General features: G+C 70.7%; 16 protein-coding genes. 5 read left to right on the top strand and 11 right to left on the bottom strand.

Annotated elements, in window-relative coordinates; all coding sequences use genetic code 11:
• Positions 1-41: 41 nt before the first annotated feature.
• Positions 42-719, bottom strand: a complete 678-nt coding sequence (locus tag ACFC1J_RS08865) for a FadR/GntR family transcriptional regulator (protein WP_375904444.1) — start codon at positions 717-719, stop codon at positions 42-44.
• A gap of 75 nt (positions 720-794) precedes the next feature.
• On the opposite strand from ACFC1J_RS08865, the gene ACFC1J_RS08860 reads away from it, so the two are divergent.
• The 4 genes from ACFC1J_RS08860 to ACFC1J_RS08845 all read left to right on the top strand — a co-directional run bounded on the left by ACFC1J_RS08860 (position 795) and on the right by ACFC1J_RS08845 (position 5,635).
• Positions 795-1,673, top strand: a complete 879-nt coding sequence (locus ACFC1J_RS08860; protein ID WP_375904442.1) for an amidohydrolase family protein — start codon at positions 795-797, stop codon at positions 1,671-1,673.
• A gap of 132 nt (positions 1,674-1,805) precedes the next feature.
• Positions 1,806-2,858 carry an iron ABC transporter substrate-binding protein gene (locus ACFC1J_RS08855; protein ID WP_375904440.1) on the top strand — a complete coding sequence of 351 codons (1,053 nt, stop codon included), beginning with the start codon at positions 1,806-1,808 and terminating at the stop codon, positions 2,856-2,858.
• A 117-nt stretch (positions 2,859-2,975) separates the two neighbouring features.
• The gene (locus ACFC1J_RS08850) at positions 2,976-4,514 is read left to right on the top strand and encodes an ABC transporter permease (RefSeq protein ID WP_375904438.1); all 1,539 of its coding nucleotides are present in this window, start codon (positions 2,976-2,978) and stop codon (positions 4,512-4,514) included.
• Positions 4,511-5,635: an ABC transporter ATP-binding protein gene (locus tag ACFC1J_RS08845; protein ID WP_375904436.1), complete on the top strand. Its 1,125-nt coding sequence runs from the start codon at positions 4,511-4,513 to the stop codon at positions 5,633-5,635. Before ACFC1J_RS08850 ends, ACFC1J_RS08845 begins: the two co-directional genes overlap by 4 nt.
• A gap of 120 nt (positions 5,636-5,755) precedes the next feature.
• Here the strand turns inward: ACFC1J_RS08845 and ilvC are convergent, their stop codons facing one another.
• From ilvC to ACFC1J_RS08815, 6 genes are all read right to left on the bottom strand, one after another.
• On the bottom strand, positions 5,756-6,784 hold the full coding sequence (gene ilvC, locus ACFC1J_RS08840; protein ID WP_375904434.1) for a ketol-acid reductoisomerase: 1,029 nt from the start codon (positions 6,782-6,784) through the stop codon (positions 5,756-5,758).
• Between the two features lie 77 nt (positions 6,785-6,861).
• On the bottom strand, positions 6,862-7,371 hold the full coding sequence (ilvN, locus tag ACFC1J_RS08835; protein ID WP_045273739.1) for an acetolactate synthase small subunit: 510 nt from the start codon (positions 7,369-7,371) through the stop codon (positions 6,862-6,864).
• Between the two features lie 3 nt (positions 7,372-7,374).
• Positions 7,375-9,177, bottom strand: a complete 1,803-nt coding sequence (locus tag ACFC1J_RS08830) for an acetolactate synthase large subunit (RefSeq protein ID WP_375904432.1) — start codon at positions 9,175-9,177, stop codon at positions 7,375-7,377.
• Between the two features lie 421 nt (positions 9,178-9,598).
• Positions 9,599-10,390 (bottom strand): trehalose-phosphatase, encoded by a 792-nt coding sequence (gene otsB, locus ACFC1J_RS08825; protein ID WP_375904431.1) that lies wholly within the window; start codon positions 10,388-10,390, stop codon positions 9,599-9,601.
• Positions 10,387-11,805 carry a trehalose-6-phosphate synthase gene (locus ACFC1J_RS08820; RefSeq protein WP_375904429.1) on the bottom strand — a complete coding sequence of 473 codons (1,419 nt, stop codon included), beginning with the start codon at positions 11,803-11,805 and terminating at the stop codon, positions 10,387-10,389. The genes otsB and ACFC1J_RS08820 overlap by 4 nt, the downstream gene beginning before the upstream one ends.
• Before the next feature lie 74 nt (positions 11,806-11,879).
• The gene (locus ACFC1J_RS08815) at positions 11,880-13,124 is read right to left on the bottom strand and encodes an MFS transporter (RefSeq protein WP_375904427.1); all 1,245 of its coding nucleotides are present in this window, start codon (positions 13,122-13,124) and stop codon (positions 11,880-11,882) included.
• Positions 13,125-13,304: 180 nt separating this feature from the next.
• Here ACFC1J_RS08815 and ACFC1J_RS08810 point away from each other — a divergent pair, with 180 nt between their 5' ends.
• Positions 13,305-13,589 carry a hypothetical protein gene (locus ACFC1J_RS08810; RefSeq protein WP_375904425.1) on the top strand — a complete coding sequence of 95 codons (285 nt, stop codon included), beginning with the start codon at positions 13,305-13,307 and terminating at the stop codon, positions 13,587-13,589.
• An 85-nt stretch (positions 13,590-13,674) separates the two neighbouring features.
• Here the strand turns inward: ACFC1J_RS08810 and ACFC1J_RS08805 are convergent, their stop codons facing one another.
• From ACFC1J_RS08805 to ACFC1J_RS08790, 4 genes are all read right to left on the bottom strand, one after another.
• Entirely contained in the window at positions 13,675-14,121 is a 447-nt protein-coding gene (locus ACFC1J_RS08805) for a GNAT family N-acetyltransferase (RefSeq protein WP_375904424.1), read from the bottom strand.
• A gap of 124 nt (positions 14,122-14,245) precedes the next feature.
• On the bottom strand, positions 14,246-15,430 hold the full coding sequence (locus tag ACFC1J_RS08800; protein ID WP_375904422.1) for an acetyl-CoA C-acetyltransferase: 1,185 nt from the start codon (positions 15,428-15,430) through the stop codon (positions 14,246-14,248).
• 2 nt (positions 15,431-15,432) lie between these two features.
• Positions 15,433-16,077 carry a 3-oxoacid CoA-transferase subunit B gene (locus ACFC1J_RS08795; protein WP_375904420.1) on the bottom strand — a complete coding sequence of 215 codons (645 nt, stop codon included), beginning with the start codon at positions 16,075-16,077 and terminating at the stop codon, positions 15,433-15,435.
• A gap of 1 nt (position 16,078) precedes the next feature.
• On the bottom strand, positions 16,079-16,870 hold the full coding sequence (locus ACFC1J_RS08790) for a CoA transferase subunit A (protein WP_375904418.1): 792 nt from the start codon (positions 16,868-16,870) through the stop codon (positions 16,079-16,081).
• Between the last annotated feature and the right edge of the window lie 66 nt (positions 16,871-16,936).

Here is a 16,936-nt window from a genome sequence, read left to right as displayed (position 1 = left end):
AGCCAGAAGTGGGACATTGTCTTGCAGGTGCGACCCCGGGATCAGCCCTGGACGGCCTGGCGCAGCCAGCGCTCCACTCCCGCGATGTGCGCGGTCGCGAGCGAGGTCGCGAGCGACGGATCGTGCTGCGCGATCGCTTCGGCGATGGCGCGGTGCTCCGAGAGCGTGCGCTCCACGGCGCCCTGCTCCGTGAGGCCGCGCCACACCCGCGCGCGGATGGTCTGGCTCGAGAGGCTGTCGATGAGGCTCGCCAGGTAGCCGTTGCCGGTCATCCGCACGATCTCCCGGTGGAAGCGGATGTCGTGCGCGACGAGGTCGTCGATCGAGACGCCTGCGTCGATCCCGTCGATCTCGGCCCGCAGCGCGGCGATCGCGTCATCGTCGCCGTGCGTAGCGGCAAGGCCCGTGGCCTGGGATTCGAGCATGCGACGCACCGCGAACAGCTCGAGCAGCGAGTCGTCGTCGTGCATGTCGACGACGAAGCTGATCGCCTCGAGCAGCAGGTGCGGCTCGAGGCTCGTCACGTAGGTGCCGTCGCCGCGGCGCACGTCGAGGACGCGGATCACCTCGAGGGCCTTGACCGCCTCCCGCATCGAGTTGCGGCTCAGGCCGAGCCGCTCCGCGAGTTCCTTCTCCGGGGGCAACCGGTCGCCCGGGCCGAGTTCGCCCGACACGATCATCGCCTTGATCTTCTCGATCGCCTCGTCGGTGACTGCCATGGCGTCATCCTAGGGGCTTCCGTGAACATCGGATGTCTGCACCCCACGCGCTCCCATTTGCGTAAGGATGTCTCCATGCGCCTCCTCGACTCTCACCTGCACCTGTGGGATCCGTCCCGTCTCTACTACGAGTGGCTCGCGGGTCCACTGGCCCCGCGGTTCGCCGCCGAGGAGCTCGCGCACGCGGGTGTCGACGGCGCCGAGCGCGCGGCAGCGATCTTCGTGCAGGCGGAGTGCATCGAGTCGCAGTTCCTCGACGAGGTGCGCTGGGTCTCCGAGACCGCCGCGCACACGGGCGTCGTCGGCATCGTCGCCGGCGCGCGTCTCGATCGCGGAGAGCGGACGACCGCGCACCTCGCCGCGCTCGCGGGTCTCGAAGGCGCCGTCGGGGTCGTCGGCGTGCGGCACAACCTGCAGGACGAGCCCGATGCCACGGCGCGCAGCGACGCCTTCCTCACCGGCGCTGCCGCACTGGTCGCGCACGGCCTCCGCTTCGACGCGTGCGTGCGCGCCCATCAACTGCCCGACGTGTCCGACCTCGCCGCCGCAGTGCCCGCACTCCCGATCGTGCTGGATCACCTCGGTAAGCCCTCGATCGGCACGGCCGCGGATCCGCTCCGCCCTGCCGCGGCGTGGCTGAGCGATCTGCAAGAGCTGGCGGCGCATCCGCAGGTGTCCGTCAAGCTGTCGGGACTGCCGGCGGAGGCCGGCGGATCCTGGAGCCCGGCGCAGGTGGCCCCCTTCCTCGACGCAGCCGCCGAGGCGTTCGGGCCAGACCGACTGCTCTGGGGCAGCGACTGGCCGGTCTCCGCCCTCGGAGGCGACCCGAAGGAGTACCACCCCGCGAGCCGTGACCGATGGGCGCAGGCGGTGGCGGACTGGGCCGACGCGCGCGGCCTCGACGTCGATGCGATCCTCTGGGACAACGCCGCCCGGTTCTACGGCGTGGCGTGAGCCGCGCCGTAGCACCCTTCCGCGACGAGCCAGGTCCCTTTCACAGCGGGTCATCAAGTTGGCGAGTGAGGCTTGCCTTACCTATTATGTGATTCGCGACTTCCGCGACTCTCCCTCCACGAAGGACTCTCCGTGAACCGTTCCCTCCGACTGCTCTCCGCCGCCGCGGCGGCCTCCGCCGTCGCCCTCGCGCTCACCGCCTGCAGCGGCTCCTCGACGCCGACGTCGAGCACGGCCGGCAGCGACGACCTCGCCGGCCAGACGATCACGATCTACAACGCGCAGCACGAGGAACTCACCAAGTCCTGGACGGACGCGTTCACGAAGGCGACTGGCATCAAGGTCCAGGTGCGCAACGGCGACGACACCGAGATGTCGCAGCAGCTCATCCAGGAGGGCGACCGCTCCCCCGCCGACGTGTTCCTCACCGAGAACTCGCCCTCGATGTCGGCGGTCGAGAAGGCCGGCCTGTTCACCTCGCCCGGCGATGAGGCGCTCAAGAACGTCCCGACCGAGTACCGCCCGTCCTCGGGCAAGTGGGTCGGCATCGCCGCCCGCTCGACCGTGTTCGCGTACAACACGTCGAAGCTCACCGAGGCGCAGCTGCCGAAGTCCCTCATGGATCTCGCCGACCCGTCGTGGAAGGGCCGCTGGGCCGCGTCCCCGTCCGGCGCCGACTTCCAGGCCATCGTCTCGGCGCTGGTGCAGCTCAAGGGCGCCGACGCCGCCGAGGAGTGGCTCAAGGCCATGAAGACGAACTCGGTCGCCTACAAGGGCAACTCCACCGCGATGAAGGCAGTGAACGCCGGCGAGATCGACGGCGCCGTGATCTACCACTACTACTGGTTCGGCGACCAGGCCGAGACCGGCGAGAACTCGAAGAACGTACAGCTGCACTACTTCAAGAACCAGGATCCGGGCGCGTTCGTGTCGGTGTCCGGCGGCGGCGTGCTGAAGTCGAGCAAGCACCAGGCCGCGGCGCAGAAGTTCCTCGCATTCGTGACCGGCTCCGAGGGCCAGAAGATCCTGCAGACCGGCACGTCGTTCGAGTACCCGGTCGGATCCGGTGTGGCCGCCAACCCGAAGCTCGTCCCCCTCAAGGACCTGCAGGCGCCGTCCATCGACCCGGCTACGCTGAACTCCCAGCAGGTCACCGATCTGATGACCCAGGCGGGCCTGCTCTAAGGCGCAGACATCACCACGACGACCACCACCCGACGGGCGGCCGGAGCGCGACAGCTCCGGCCGCCCCGCGGCGTCTCCCGGGGAGCCGGGTCGCGGGTCGTCATCGCCGCCGGTGTCGTGGTCGCGGCGCTCTCGCTGCTGCCCTTGCTGTTCGTGGTCACGACGGCCACGCAGATCGGCTGGGACGAATCGGCGGCGCTGATCTTCCGGCCCCGCGTCGGCGAGCTCCTCACCAACACCGTGCTGCTCGTCGCGATCACCGTGCCGCTGTGCGCCGTGATCGGGGTCGGCGGCGCCTGGCTCGTCGAGCGCACCTCGCTCGCGGGCGCCGGCGCGTGGGGCGCGGTGCTCGCGATGCCGCTGGCGATCCCCGCGTTCGTGAACTCCTATGCGTGGGTCTCGGCGATCCCCTCGCTCGCGGGACTCGGATCCGGTGTGCTGCTGGCGACCCTGTCGTACTTCCCCCTCGTATACCTGCCGGTGCGTGCGGCTCTGGCCCGGCTGGACCCCGCTCTCGAGCAGGCCGCCGCGAGCCTCGGCCGCGGCCCCGTACGCGTGTTCTTCGGCACCGTACTCCCGCAGCTGCGCCTCGCGCTGCTCGGCGGCGCGCTGCTCGTGGGGCTCCACCTGCTGAGCGAATACGGCGCGTTCGCGCTGATCCGGTTCGACACCTTCACGACCGCGATCATGGACCAGTACCGGTCCACCTTCAACGGCTCCGCGGGCAGCATGCTCTCCGGCGTGCTGATGCTGCTGTGCTTCGCGCTGCTCCTGCTGGAGAGCCGCGCCCGCGGACGCGCGCGCTACGCGCGGATCGGATCCGGCACGGCGGCGCCGCCCCGGCCGATCCGGTTGCGCGGATGGCAGCTCCCCGCCCAGGTCGCCCTGCTCGCGCTCGGGATCGCCGCTCTGGGCGTGCCCGCGGTCGTGATCGGCGGATGGCTGGCGTACGGCGGCACGGCGGCCTGGATGGCGCCCGACCTGGTGCCGGCGCTGCTGCAGACCCTCGGCCTCGCGCTCGGCGGCGGCCTCGTCACCGTGATCGCGGCGTTCCCGCTCTCCTGGCTCGCGGTCCGGCATCCCGGACCGTTCAGCCGCCTGCTGGAGCGCACGAACTACATCACGAGCTCGATGCCGGGCATCGTGCTCGCGCTCGCCCTCGTGACCGTCTCGCTCTTCTTCGTTCCGGCGCTGTACCAGACCACCGCGCTGCTGCTCCTCGCCTACGCGCTGCTGTTCCTCCCCCGTGCCCTGGTCCCGCTGCAGGCAGGCATCGCCCAGGCGCCGCAGAGCCTCGAGGAGGCCGCGCAGGCTCTCGGGCGCCGCCCGTTGCGGGCCTTCTTCGGCGTCACCCTGCGCCTGGTGGCCCCCGCCACGGCCGCCGCCCTGGCGATGGTGTTCCTCGCCGTGGCCGGAGAGCTCACGGCGACGCTGCTGCTCTCGCCGATCGGCGTGCAGACCCTCGCCACGCGGTTCTGGAGCCTGTCCAGCGAGATCGACTTCGCGGGCGCGGCGCCCTATGCGACGCTGCTGATCCTGCTCTCCGCGCCGATGACCTACCTGCTGTTCCGGCAGTCCGCCGTGCTGTCCCGCGGGGATGCCACAGCCGGCCCCGCCGCGGCGATGTCCGCCCCCACGACCGCGGAGACCGCATGACCGCACACAACCTCGGATCCCTCGGCGCCGTGCCCTCCCCCGGCACCGGCCCGCTGCCGACCGCGCACCTGCAGGTCGCCGGCGTCACCGCCTCGTACGGCGGCCACAGGGTGCTGCACGGGGTGGACCTCGCCGTGCAGAGCGGCGGCATCACCGCGGTCGTCGGCGCCTCGGGATCGGGCAAGACCACGCTGCTGCGGATCATCGCCGGCTTCGAGCGCCCCGATGAGGGCGAGGTCGTGCTCGGCTCCGCGACCGTCGCCGGGCCCGGAGCCTGGGTTCCCGTACACCGTCGCGACATCGGCTACGTCACTCAGGACGGCGGGCTGTTCCCGCACCTGACCGTCGCACGCAACATCTCCTTCGGCCTGGACGACCTCGGCCGCACGGAGCGTGCGCGGCGGGTGACCGAGCTGCTCGATCTCGTCTCACTCCCGCACGACGTCGCGGAGCGCCGTCCCGATCAGCTCTCCGGCGGACAGCAGCAGCGCGTCGCCATCGCGCGGGCGCTCGCCCGGGAACCCGAGCTGATGCTGCTGGACGAGCCGTTCTCCGCGCTGGACACGGGCTTGCGCGCCGCGACCCGTGAGGCGGTGGCGCGCATCCTCATGGATGCCGGGACCACGACCATCCTGGTCACGCACGACCAGTCCGAGGCGCTGAGCTTCGCGGATCAGGTCGCCGTGATGCGCGACGGCCGCCTGGTGCAGACGGGGCATCCGTTCGTCGTCTACACGCGCCCGGCGGATCGCGGTGTAGCGGAGTTCCTGGGCGAGGCGATCGTCCTGGACGCATGGCTGGACGGATCCCTCGCGTCCTGCGCGCTCGGCTACGTGCCGGTGCGCAACCCGCCGGCGCGAGGCCGGGTGCAGCTCATGCTGCGGCCGGAGCAGGTGCAGCTCGTCGCCGACTCGCCGATCCGCGCGACGGTTGAGAAGGGCGTGTACTTCGGATCCGAGACGTCGGCGCGGATCCGGCTCGAGCCGCGCACCGATGCCGATCCGCGGCTCGATCCGGAGCCGCCCGTGATCACGATCCGGCATGCGAACGCGGCGCTCACTCGCCCCGGGCAGCGCATCGCCCTGCGCGTGGTCGGCGAGGGCGTCGTCTTCCGGGCGTAGCGCGCTGCGCCCGGAGCGACACCGCGGGGCCGCCTCGGGATCGCCCCGGGTCCGCCCCGGGCCCGGAACGAAGAACGGGCGCCCCTCGAAAGGGACGCCCGTTCTCACGTGGACCGTGGGTCAGCGCGCGGCGCTGCCCTCGACATAGTCCTCGTCCTGCGACTTCCAGGCGAAGAGCGCACGCAGCTCCTTGCCGGTGGCCTCGATCGGGTGCCCCTGCTCCTTCTCACGGAGGGCGAGGAACTCGGTCGCGCCGTTGTCCTGGTCCTCGATGAACCGGGTGGCGAAGGCGCCGGACTGGATGTCCGCGAGGACCTCCTTCATGCGGTCCTTGACACCGGCGTCGATGATGCGCGGGCCCGAGACGTAGTCGCCGAACTCGGCGGTGTCGGAGATCGACCAGCGCTGCTTGGCGATGCCGCCCTCCCACATCAGGTCGACGATGAGCTTGAGCTCGTGCAGCACCTCGAAGTAGGCGATCTGCGGCTGGTAGCCCGCCTCGGTGAGGGTCTCGAAGCCGGCCTGCACGAGGTGGCTCATGCCACCGCAGAGCACGGCCTGCTCGCCGAACAGGTCGGTCTCGGTCTCCTCGGTGAAGGTCGTCTTGATGACGCCGGCGCGGGTGCCGCCGATGGCCTTCGCGTACGACAGCGCGGTCGCCCACGCGGTGCCGGTGGCGTCGCGCTCGACGGCGATGATGTCGGGGATGCCACGGCCGGCGACGAACTCGCGGCGCACGGTGTGGCCGGGGGCCTTCGGCGCGATCAGGATCACGTCGACGCCCTCGGGCGCATCGATGTAGCCGAAGCGGATGTTGAAGCCGTGCGCGAAGGCGAGGGTCTTGCCCGCGGTCAGGTTCGGGGCGATCGATTCGCTGTAGATGCCGCGCTGGTGCTGGTCCGGCGCGAGGATCATGATCAGGTCGGCCCACTGGGTGGCCTCGGCGACGGTCTTGACCGCGAAGCCCGCCTCGGACGCCTTGGCGATCGAGGACGAGCCCTCCTTGAGGGCGATCGTGACCTCGACGCCGCTGTCGCGCAGGTTCATCGCGTGGGCGTGGCCCTGCGAGCCGTAGCCGACGATCGCGACCTTCTTGTTCTGGATGATCGACAGGTCGGCGTCTGCGTCGTAGAAGATCTCGGTGCTCACTGTGTGTTTCTCCTTGTTGTCGTTCGTCTCGCTTCGCTCGCTCAGCAACCGGGCGAAGAAGCAGGGGTGGTTCTGTGTCAGCCGCGCAGCACGCGCTCGGTGATGCTCTTGCCGCCGCGGCCGATCGCGAGAAGGCCGGACTGCGCGATCTCCTTGATGCCGAAGGGTTCGAGGGCCCGCAGCAGGGCGTCGACCTTGCCCTTGTCGCCGGTGACCTCGACCACCAGGGCCTCGGGGGCGTAGTCCACGACGGAGGCGCGGAAGAGGTTCACGACCTCCAGCACGTTCGAGCGGGAGTTGTTGTCGGTGCGCACCTTGATCAGCATGTGCTCACGCTGCACGGACGCGTTCTGCTCGAGCTCGACGATCTTGATGACGTTGATCAGCTTGTTCAGCTGCTTGGTCACCTGCTCGAGCGGGAACTCCTCGACGTCGACGACGACCGTGATCCGGGAGATCCCCGGGACCTCGGTCACGCCCACGGCGAGCGACTCGATGTTGAAGCCGCGGCGCGCGAACAGGCCGGCGACGCGGGTCAGGAGGCCAGGGGTGTCCTCCACCAGGAGGCTCAGCACATGCGTGGACATGGATCAGTCCTCCTCGTCGAAGGCGGGCGCGTGGTCGCGCGCGTACTGGATGTAGCTGTTGCTCACGCCCTGCGGCACCATCGGCCACACCATGGCATCGGCGCTGACGACGAAGTCGATCACGACGGGGCGATCGTTCGTCGCGAGCGCGAGCGTGATGGCGGCGTCGATGTCCTCCTCCTTCTCCACCCGGATCGCGAGGCAGCCGTAGGCCTCGGCGAGCTTGACGAAGTCGGGGATCCGGATCGTGCCGTGCCCGGTGTTCAGGTCGGTGTTCGAGTGCCGTCCCTCGTAGAACAGGGTCTGCCACTGGCGGACCATGCCGAGCGAGGAGTTGTTGATGATCGCGACCTTGATCGGGATGTCGTTGATGACGCAGGTCGCGAGCTCCTGGTTCGTCATCTGGAAGCAGCCGTCGCCGTCGATCGCCCAGACCACGCGCTCGGGCTCCGCGACCTTGGCGCCCATGGCGGCCGGGACGGCGTATCCCATGGTGCCGGCGCCGCCGGAGTTCAGCCAGGAGTTGGGGCGCTCGTACTTGATGAACTGCGCCGCCCACATCTGGTGCTGGCCGACGCCCGCCGCGTAGACCGCCTCGGGCCCCGTGAGCTCGCCGATCCGCTGGATCACGTGCTGCGGGGACATGAGGCCGTCCTCGGGCGCCGTGTAGCCGAGCGGGAACTCGGCGCGCAGCCCGTCGAGGTAGGCCCACCACTCCTCGATGTCGCCCTTGGCCCCGCCCAGGAGGCCGCGGAACGCCGCCTCCAGATCGGTGATGACCTCGCGCACGCCACCCACGATCGGCACGTCCGCCGTGCGGATCTTGGAGATCTCTGCGGGGTCGATGTCGACGTGCACGACCTTCGCGTTCGGGGCGAACAGCTCGGCCTTGCCCGTCACGCGGTCGTCGAACCGGGTTCCGAGCGCGACCAGGAGGTCGGCCTCCTGCAGAGCCAGCACGGCCGGGACCGTGCCGTGCATGCCGGGCATGCCGACGTGCTGCGGGTGCGAGTCGGGGAATGCACCGCGCGCCATCAGCGTGGTCACCACGGGTGCACCGGTGAGCTCCGCCAGCGTCAGCAGCTCGGCGGCCGCACGACCGCGGATGATGCCGCCACCGACGTACAGCACGGGCTTCTTGGCTTCCGCGAGCAGCGTGGCCGCGGCCTGGATCTGCTTGCCGTGCGCCTTGGTCACCGGACGGTAGCCGGGCAGGTCGTACTTCGGCGGCCACACGAACGGAGCCGTGGCCTGCTGCGCGTCCTTGGTGATGTCCACGAGCACCGGGCCGGGACGGCCGGTGGAGGCGATCTCGAACGCGGCGGCGATCGCGCCGGGGATGTCCTCGGGCGTCTTCACCAGGATCGAGTGCTTGGTGATCGGCATCGTGATGCCGACGATGTCGGCCTCCTGGAACGCGTCCGTGCCCATCAGGCGGGAGAACACCTGGCCGGTGATCGCGACGATCGGAATCGAGTCCATGTAGGCATCGGCGATCGCGGTGACGAGGTTCGTCGCGCCGGGGCCGGAGGTGGCGATGGTCACGCCGACCCTGCCGGACGCGGTCGCGTACCCCTCGGCCGCGTGCCCGCCGCCCTGCTCGTGGCGCACGAGGATGTGGCGAAGCTCGGTCGACGCCATCAGGGGGTCGTAGACCTCCATGATCGCGCCGCCCGGAATGCCGAAGACGTCGGTGACGCCGAGGAGCTCGAGGGAGCGCACGACGGCCTGGGCGCCGGTGAGGAGGGGCGCCGTCGCCGGACGGACGGGCGGACGCGGGACGGCTGGAGCGGTGTCAGCGGTCATGAAGGTTCCTTGCGATGGTGAACGATCGACGGAAGCGGCGGGACGATGCCCCGTCGCGGACGACTCTCCGACCCGGTCCGCGAGGGGCGGAGCGCACGGGTCGGGGATGCTGGGCTGGAACGCCTCGGGTGCAGCGCGGAGAAGTCGGCTCTGGTTCGCGACGGACGCCGTCGCGGCATGAGCCCGGCTCAGGCGTCTCGACGAGTGCATCGAGAGCACGAGCCGCGATATCGACCCGATTCAGATCACCATCGCGCCCGGCGGTCTGCGAGACCACCGGAGCTCTGCGTCCGATCCGGGATCCGGTTGTGCCTGCCCCGGTTCGAACGTGCATCAAGCCTAACCCATGATCGACGTCACGCCCGCCCGCGCGCATGACGGGCCGACGACCGGATCCGTGCTGCGCGCGCATGGAAGCAGTCTATTGTGCGGCTGCTCTGGCGTCCGCCAGGGCGTCGAGCAGCACCGCGAACTCCGCCGGATCCGCGACGCGCAGAGTCGCCGCGGTCTCGCCCGCGCCGATCCGCACGCCCAGATCCGCGCCGCCGAGCGTGCGCATGCCGTCCTCGTCGGTGACATCGTCGCCGGCGAACAGCACCGCGGTGGCGCCGACGTGCGCACGCAGCCGCGAGAGCGCCGCGTCCTTACCCTCGTCCCGCCAGGAGTACTCGCGCAGGTGATGACCGGTGCGCCGTCGCCACGAGGGGATCCGCTCGGGCGCCCACTTCTCGACGCGCACGAAGGCCAGCTCCTCCTGCCCCGGCGCGGCGCTGCGGGTGTGCACGCCGAACCCGAACGTCTTCGGCTCGTACACGACGCCGTCGAGATCCGCGATCAGCGCGCGCAGCTCGTCGATGACCTCGGCGCGGTCGGCCGGCTCCGTGGAGAGGTCGGTCTCCTCCCCCGTGTCGGGGAACCAGAACTGCGCGCCGTGGGATCCGGCGAGCAGGATCCGGGATCCGTCCTCGTGCTCGGTGATCTCGCGCAGGTCGTGCAGGCTCCGCCCGGACGCGTACGCCACGAACGTGTCCGGCAGCGCGGCGAGGCGGTCCACCGCGGCCGCGGCCGCGGGCAGGGCCCTCGCGGACATCGGGTCGGCCACGTGCGGCGAGACCGTGCCGTCGAAGTCCAGCGCCACCAGCAGGCGCGGGGTGGCCGCGATCGCGGCGAGGGCGGGGTCGTTCTCTGCGGCGACGGTCCAGTCGCGGGTCATCGTGTGCTCCGTACGTTCTCGAGGGCCGCGAGGAAGTCCCGCGACCAGGCGTTCACATCGTTCTCCAGCACCCGCTTGCGCAGGGCCCTCATCCGCCGCGACTGCTCCCGCGGCGGCATCTCCACGGCCTGCATGATCGCGTCCTTGAGGCCTTCGATGTCATGGGGGTTCACGAGCACCGCCTGACGCAGCTCGTCGGCGGCGCCGGTGAACTCGCTGAGCACGAGGACGCCCCGCTGATCGCCGCGGGTGGCCACGTACTCCTTCGCGACGAGGTTCATGCCGTCCCGGAGGGCCGTCACGAGCATGGCGTCGGCGGCCAGGTACAGGGCGACCATCTCCTCGCGGGGGAATCCCTGGTGCAGGTACCGGATCGCGGTGTGGTCCATGGTGTCGTGATCGCCGTTGATGCGCGCCACGGCCAGCTCGATCTCGTCTCGCAGCTGCACATAGGCGTCCACCCGCTCGCGGCTGGGGCTGGCGACCTGCACGAGCGTCACGTCCTCGACGGAGATCCTGCCTTCGTCCAGCAGCTCGCCGAATGCCTTGATGCGGTGCCGGATCCCCTTGGTGTAGTCGAGGCGGTCGACGCCGAGCAGGATCTTCTTCGGGTTGCCGAGCCCCTCACGGATCTCCGCGGCGCGGGCGCGCACGTCGGGGCGGGCGGCGAGCTCGGTGTACGGCGTGGTGTCGATCGAGATCGGGAAGGCGCGGGCGACCACCGTGCGCGGGCCGCCGTAGGGCACGGAGACCGTGGAGCCCTTGACGTCGAGCCGCAGCCGCCGGCGCACCGCGGCGAGGAAGTTCGTCGCGTCCTGTGCGCGCTGGAACCCGACGACATCGGCGCCGAGCAGGCCCTGCAGCACCTGATCACGCCAGGGAAGCTGGGCGTAGAGGCCGTGCGCGGGGAACGGGATGTGGTGGAAGTAGCCGATCGTGACGTCGGGCCGGCGCTCTCGCAGCATGGCCGGCACGAGCTGCAGCTGGTAGTCGTGCACCCACACCGTGCCGCCTTCGACGACCGCACTCGCGGCACGCTCGGCGAACCGGCGGTTCACCCGCACATAGGCGTCCCACCACTCGCGATGGTACTGCGGGGAGGAGATCACGTCGTGGTAGAGCGGCCAGATCGTGTCGTTCGAGAATCCTTCGTAGTACTCCTCGACGTCCTGCGCCGAGAGGGTCACGGGCAGCAGCCGGATGCCGTCCTCGGTGAACGGTGTGAGCTCGAGGTCCGGCTGCCCCGCCCAGCCCACCCAGGCGCCGTCGACGGACCGCATGACGGGTTCGAGAGCGGCCACGAGCCCGCCCGGTGAGCGACGCCAGATCACCTCGCCGTCGGGGCCCGGCACGCGGTCGACCGGCAGCCGGTTCGCGATGATCACGAACGAGGCGGTGGGGGTGGACGAAGTCATGGGAAAGCTCCTCACGGCAGCGGGGGATGCCTCCTCCAGGCTAGTCACCCGGTGTCGGTCGACGTGGTCCGGCGTCAGGACGCGGTGCGTCCGCCCCGCGCCAGCACCGCATTCACGATGCCGGCGAGCAGCACCAGGCCCGCCGCGAACACCGGCAGCGACAGAGACGCCTGCGCTCCCGCGGCATCGGCGACCTGCCCCGTCGACACGGCGCCGATGGCCTGCCCGACCACCATCGCGGATCCGAGCATCGTCATGACCGTGGCAGACCGGTCCACCGGGCCGAACGCGGCGCCCAGGCTGAACTGGGTGACCAGCGTGGGGCCGATCCCGCATCCCATCACGGCGAGCGCGATGAGCATGCCGAGGGGATCGCGCACCCACAGCAGCCCGAGGCTGCCGCCGAACAGGATGCCCGCGAACAGCAGCCAGCGGGCCGGCAGGGGGAAACGCGCGGGCAGGAAGGCGACGCCGAGGGCGAGGATCGCGGATCCGACCCCGAGCGCTCCGTAGAGCAGACCCGCCTCCTCCGGGCGGCCGTGCTCGGTCATGAACGCCGTGAGCGAGGTGAGCATGGCGCCGAAGAACACGCCGACGCCGAGCATGCCCACCACCACGATGAGCAGCTTCGGACGGAACAGCTCGGAGACCCGCGAGGTGGCGCGGCCGTCGGCGCCGCGCTGGGTGGAGACGTGGGCGGCCGTGGGGTGCAGCGCGAAGGCGCCCACGAAGACCAGGATCAGGGCCGCGGCGATCACCAGCGGCATCCACGGGGCGATCGCGGTGGCCAGCACGCCCACCAGGAACGGGCCGAACACGAACACGGTCTCGTCGGCCGCGGACTCGTACGACATCGTCGACGACGTGGTGCGCGAGCGGCGCTCGGCGGGCACGCGCTCGGCGATGATCGTGACCAGCCGCGACCGCGACATCGGGGAGACCTGCGGGGCGGTGGCCCCGATCGCGAACGCGCTCAGCAGCACGAACGGCTCGGCGGCCGAGGAGTACACGACCAGGGTGAACCCCACGAGGGCCGCGGCGTTGGCGACCGCGACGACGGCGAGGACGATCCGCTGGCCGCGGCGATCGGCCGCGGCGCCCAGCAGCGGGCCGAAACACGCGGTTCCGATGCCGACGGCGGCGGAGGTGAGCCCGCCGAGAGCGACCGACTCGCGCGCGGCGACGACGACGGTGAGCACGCCGACGACCATCATCGCGAACGGCAGGCGGGCGACGAAGGCGATGACGAAATAGGGCAGGCCGACCCTGCGGAAGAGGCTGGGGACGGCGAGGACGGGCGAGGTGTGCGAAGTGGTCATGGCGGAACAGGTCTCTGGCGTCGCCGCACGAGGGGGGACGCAGTCAGGTGCCGCCGCTTTCCGCCGGAAGAGCCGGCGGCCGGTAATGCACAACGGTGATCGGCCCAGTGTACCGAGCCGATCGACCTTCCGGACAGCGGGTCCCGCGCGTCAGGATGCGCGCTGGTTAGACTCGATGCCATGCGCAACTACCTCTTCGCGAGCGGTCTGTTCGGCGCGGTCACCAGCGGGATCGCACTGCTGCGCGGCACGCGCGACGCACCGATCACCTGGCGCGCCGTGCTGGCGTGGCTGAGCTGGGGCATCACGATCGCCCTCGCCGTGGGCGCGATCGTCGACTACCGCCGGGACGAGCGCGGGGAGTCCGTCTCCTTCGACTCCCCCGTCGCCCCCGTGCAGTACAAGCGCGCGAAGAAGGAGCTCAAGGCCGAACTCAAGGCGCAGCGCAAGGCCGACAAGGCCTGAACCCGGCGAGCCCTTCGACGGACTCAGGGACCGGATCGGACGGGCTCAGGGACCGGATCGGACGGGCACGGGGACTGCGAAACGGTCAGCCGAGATCGATCTGGTAGTGGATGAAGCCGCTGCGCTCTGCGACCCGGTCGTAGAGCGCGCGTGCGGTCGTGTTGCCCTCTGCGGTGAGCCAGTAGACCTTGTCGCTGCCTGCGGCGCGGGCGGCGTCCGTCACATGCGCGATCAACGCGCGGCCCAGGCCGCCTCCGCGGACGGACGGATCGACGAAGAGATCCTCGAGGTAGGTGTAGCCGGTCTTGGACCACGTGGCCGGATGCGCGAACCAGTGCACGATCCCGACGGCACGGCCGTCGTCGCCACGGGCGATCGCGCCCTGGATGTCTCCCGCCGGATCCACGATCCTCGCGAAGGTCGACGCGGTGACGTCCTCGGCGAGGACGGACTCGTAGAACGTCAGATACGCCTGCCAGAGCGGCAGCCAGTCGTCGCGGTCGGCCGCCGTCAGAGCCTGGATCGTCGTCATGCGCCGATCCTACGGGAGCGCCCACAGCCGCTCCCGTCGCAATCGATGCCGCTCTGAGCGAGTCTCAGGGGCATCAACTGCGACGGGAGCAGTGCTCGAACGCGCGCCGCCCTCACAATCCGCCTCAGCGCGTGAGGATGAGGGCCTCGCCCTGACCGCCGCCGCCGCAGAGCGCGACCACCGCGGTGCCGGAGCCCCGGCGTACCAGCTCGTGCGCCATGTGCACCGCCAGGCGGTTGCCGCTCGCGCCGATCGGGTGCCCGATCGCGATCCCGCCGCCGTGCACGTTGACGATCTCCGGATCCAGGCCGAGCACGGCCTCGGACCGCGCGACCACGGCCCCGAACGCCTCGTTGATCTCGACCAGATCCAGGTCCGCGGCCGTGATGCCCTGCTTCTCCAGCGCCCGCCGGATGGCGTTCGCCGGCTGCTCCTGGAGGGAGTTGTCGGGACCTGCGGTCTGTCCGCTGGCTCCGACCTGGACGAGCACGGGCCAGCCCTTGGCCTCGGCGTTGGCGCGCGTGGTGACGACGACCGCCGAGGCGCCGTCGGAGATCTGCGAGGAGTTGCCCGCCGTGATGGAGCCGCCCTCGGCGAACGCCGGCCGCAGTCCCGCGAGCGTCTCGACGGTCGTCTCCGGCCTGATGCCCTCGTCCGACGCCAGGACCACAGGCTCTCCGCGCCGCTGAGGCACGCTGACGGGCACGATCTCGCCCTCGAACACGCCCGCGTCGCGTGCCGCGGCCGCACGCTGGTGCGACCGCGCCGCGACCTCGTCCTGCGCCTCGCGGGTGAGCCCGAAGCGCGGGTTGTGCCGCTCGGTCGACGCACCCATGCTCTCCTTGTCATAGGCGTCGGTGAGACCGTCGTACGCCATGTGGTCGAGAACCTCGACGGATCCGTAGGCCCAGCCGTCGCGGGAACCCATCATCAGGTGGGGCGCCCGCGTCATCGACTCCATGCCGGCCGCGACCACCGTGAGGGCGTCGCCGGTGCGGATCATCCGCGCGGCATCGATGATGGCGGTGAGCCCCGACAGGCACACCTTGTTGACGGAGTGGGAGGGGACGTCCCATCCGATGCCCGCTCCGATCGCGGCCTGCCGGGCGGCGTTCTGCCCGGAACCTGCGGCCAGCACCTGCCCGACGATGACGGCGTCGATCTCGGCCGGGTCGACCCCGCCCTGCTCGAGCGCGCCGCGGATCGCGAGCGAACCCAGCTGCGGCGCCGTGAAGGAGGCCAGCTGACCCTTCAGACGCCCCTGCGGCGTGCGCGCCGCCGCGACGATGACGATGTCGTCTGCACTCATGATCACTCCAGTCCTTCCGCGACCCGCAGCGTCGGCTGGGTCGCATCCTTCACATCCTGCACGCTCACCCCTGGTGCGAGCTCCACGAGCTTCAGGCCGTCCGGCGTGACGTCGATCACGGCCAGATCCGTGATGATCCGATGCACCACCGCGCGGCCCGTGAGCGGCAGCGAGCACTCGTCCACGATCTTCGCGGAGCCGTCGCGGGCGACGTGCTCCATGAGCACGATCACGCGGCCGGCGCCGTGCACGAGGTCCATCGCGCCGCCCGGGCCTTTGACCATCTTCCCGGGGATCATCCAGTTCGCGAGATCCCCGGTGGCGCTCACCTGCATCGCGCCGAGGATCGCGGCATCGATCTTGCCGCCGCGGATCATGCCGAAGCTGAGCCCCGAGTCGAAGAACGCCGCGCCGGGCAACGTGGTGACGGTCTCCTTGCCGGCGTTGATGAGGTCGGGGTCGACCGCGTCCTCCGTGGGATAGGGGCCGACGCCGAGGATGCCGTTCTCCGACTGGAGCACGAGCGTCACGCCCTCCGGCACGTAGTTGGGCACGAGCGTGGGCAGCCCGATGCCGAGGTTCACGTAGGATCCGTCGGAAAGCTCGCGGGCCGCGCGCACCGCCATCTCGTCGCGTGTCAGTGCCATGTCAGGCCTCCCCGTTCCCGGCGCCGTTCGAAGGGCGCACGGTGCGCCGCTCGATGCGCTTCTCGATGTCGGATCCGACCTCGACCACACGGTGCACATACACGCCGGGCAGATGGACCTGATCCGGATCCAGCTCCCCCGGCTCGACGAGCCGCTCGACCTGGGCGATGCAGATGCGCCCCGCCATCGCGGCGAGCGGGTTGAAGTTGCGCGCGGCCTTGTTGAAGATCAGGTTGCCGTGCCGGTCGCCGAGCGCGGCGTGCACGAGTGCGAAGTCGGTGGTGATCGCTTCCTCGAGCACGAACTCCCGCGGCTGCCCGTGCATCTCGAAGGTGCGCACGTCCTTGGCGGGCGAGGCGATCGCGACGGACCCGTCCGCGGCGTAGCGCCGCGGCAGCCCGCCCTCCGCGACCTGGGTGCCGACCCCGGTCTGCGTGTAGAAGGCGGCGATGCCGGATCCGCCGGCGCGGAGCTTCTCGGCGAGCGTGCCCTGCGGCGTCAGTTCGAGCTCCAGTTCACCGGACAGGAACTGGCGCTCGAACTCCTTGTTCTCCCCCACGTACGACGAGGTCATCTTGCGGATCCGCTGCGCGCCGAGGAGCAGCCCGAGCCCCCAGTCGTCGACGCCGCAGTTGTTGCTGACCACGCTGAGACCTGACGTGCCCTGCGCGAGGAGCGCCCCGATCAGCGCGCTCGGATTCCCGGAGAGCCCGAATCCGCCGACAGCGAGCGAGGCCCCGTCCGGGATGTCGGCCACCGCGTCCGCCGCGGAGGCCCATTGCTTGTCGATCACGCGCCACTCCTTCGTGTGGGATACGACTCCACTCTGCGCTGGGGCGGCGGGGCATTCAAGACCGCG

Origin of the sequence: Microbacterium sp. NPDC056052 (genome assembly GCF_042266785.1) — a bacterium.
Classification (GTDB): Bacteria; Actinomycetota; Actinomycetes; order Actinomycetales; family Microbacteriaceae; genus Microbacterium.
Note: the sequence above shows the minus strand (reverse complement) of the source record. Positions and strands in the feature narration are given on the sequence as shown.